Here is a 1,850-nt window from a genome sequence, read left to right on the forward strand (position 1 = left end):
GCATCTATCGTCGCTGCGCTTGGGTTCGCTGGGCTAACTATTGGTGCCCATGTGCCTCCTGTCGTCACTGCCGTCAACTTCGCCGTACTCGTCGGTTGGCATACATTTGCCGCATCAGCACCTGCATTCGGTTTTACACAACCCGCACATGGCGCGACTGTCACGGCAACCGTATCTTTGCAACCAGCGGTCGTCGTATAAATGAACTGATACGTGCCTGCTACACTCATGCCTGTCACGTTGTTACCCGTAATCGTCGCCGTAGTTGGGGTCGTGCCTAGTTGTGACCAACTGCCTCCCGCTGGACTTGGTACTAAAGTGTAACTTGTCGCCAAAGTATTATTCACAGCATTTACACAGGCTAACGTCGTGTCTTTGCCTGCATTTGGTTTGGGATTCACAGTTACCACCACATTCGCCGTGTCTTTACAGCCAGCTACGTTTTGAGCAACCAATACGTAAGTCGTTGTGCCCGTTGGTTTGACAGAACTTGGCGTTGCTACTGCTGTGCCGCCCGCTGTACCGACTGTCCAGACTTGGCCTTGGTAACTATTGTAGTTTGTAATTTTCGTTGTCAAATCCACTGACTCGCCTGCACAAATCGTCGCACTGCCGTCGGCAATTACTGGTTTAGCATTCACTACCAATTGTACATAAGCTGTGTCTGCACACGCCACATCGCCCGTCGTATTTACTACTACCGCATAATATTTCGTACCTGCCGTCGCCAACGCTGCGCCACTCGGTGTAAAGGTCGCGCTCGTCGCGCCGCTCACGGCTGTGCCCAAACTGCTCGTTGTGTCTGCCAATGGGCCGTACCATTTGTATTCTACCCCTGTACTTGGTGTGACCGTGTAAGCCGTTGCTGCGCCGCCTGCACATATCGTCTGTGTTTTTGGCGTAGCTGCTGCCACGGGTTTGGTACACAAAATACATAGGTAAGTATAGGTCACTTTCGCACTTGCATACGCTCGTGTACGCTGAATGTAGATTAAATTACCGCCACCGCCTGTCAACGCAAGGCCAGATAGCGTACTCACTTCTAATGGTACATTTCCCGTCCCAATAAAGGGTGCCAACGCCAACGCTGTGTTGTAAGTAAACGTTCCACTCACCGAGTCTGCTATCATCGGATTTAGGTACATATCATCATCGTCAGTCGCATCTCCCGTCGCGTTCGTTACCCAGCGGGCATCCGCGCGAGGGTCTTTGAAAACCGTCAAATAATCACTCGCCCACGATTCCATTCGGCCCAAAGTCGTGGGCGTGGGCGTTGGTGATGGAATACTATCGCCTGCCCAACTCCCCGACGCAGGCACCAAAATGCCCCCTGGTAGCGTCGTTTGAGGAATCGCCATCTCCAATGTATTCGTCGCAATATCCGTCGAGTTCAACGTAAGCGTCGCCTCCGAACTTGCTTTGGCATTGAACGACTGCGATTGTGCCGCCCTGTTCTCAAAAACAAATGCTGTTTTGCCTCCTACGGTATATTCCAATTTCACCGATTGTAAAACACGCGTTCCGCCTTGTTCGTCAAACTTTGGTATCATAATCGGCAAGGAGTTTAGTTCGGTTATATCCATTTGCGTCGCGTATTGATAAACCACTGTGCTTGGCGTACCTTGCACACAAGTCACGGCGCACGTTCCTGGGTCGGTAACGACCAAAGTTTTCGAGCAGCCCGTCACGTTGTCCGTAATCGTCAAAGTCACGTTGCCTTTGCCCGCGCTGCCTGCTGGCGTACGTAAAGGTGTATTCAGTCCGCAATTAATTGCCGTTGCTGCGCTGCCGTTTGACAACGTTATGGCCAATGGATTCCCGCCTTGCGTGGCCGTTACCGTAAATTTATT

1 protein-coding gene is annotated in these 1,850 nt (G+C 51.7%); it reads right to left on the minus strand.

From position 1 onward, the window contains the following. The coding region (locus FHS57_RS31570) for a choice-of-anchor E domain-containing protein (protein WP_183980796.1) at positions 1–1,850 on the minus strand (1,850 nt) is incomplete at both ends.

The organism is Runella defluvii (assembly GCF_014195535.1).
GTDB lineage: Bacteria > Bacteroidota > Bacteroidia > Cytophagales > Spirosomataceae > Runella > Runella defluvii.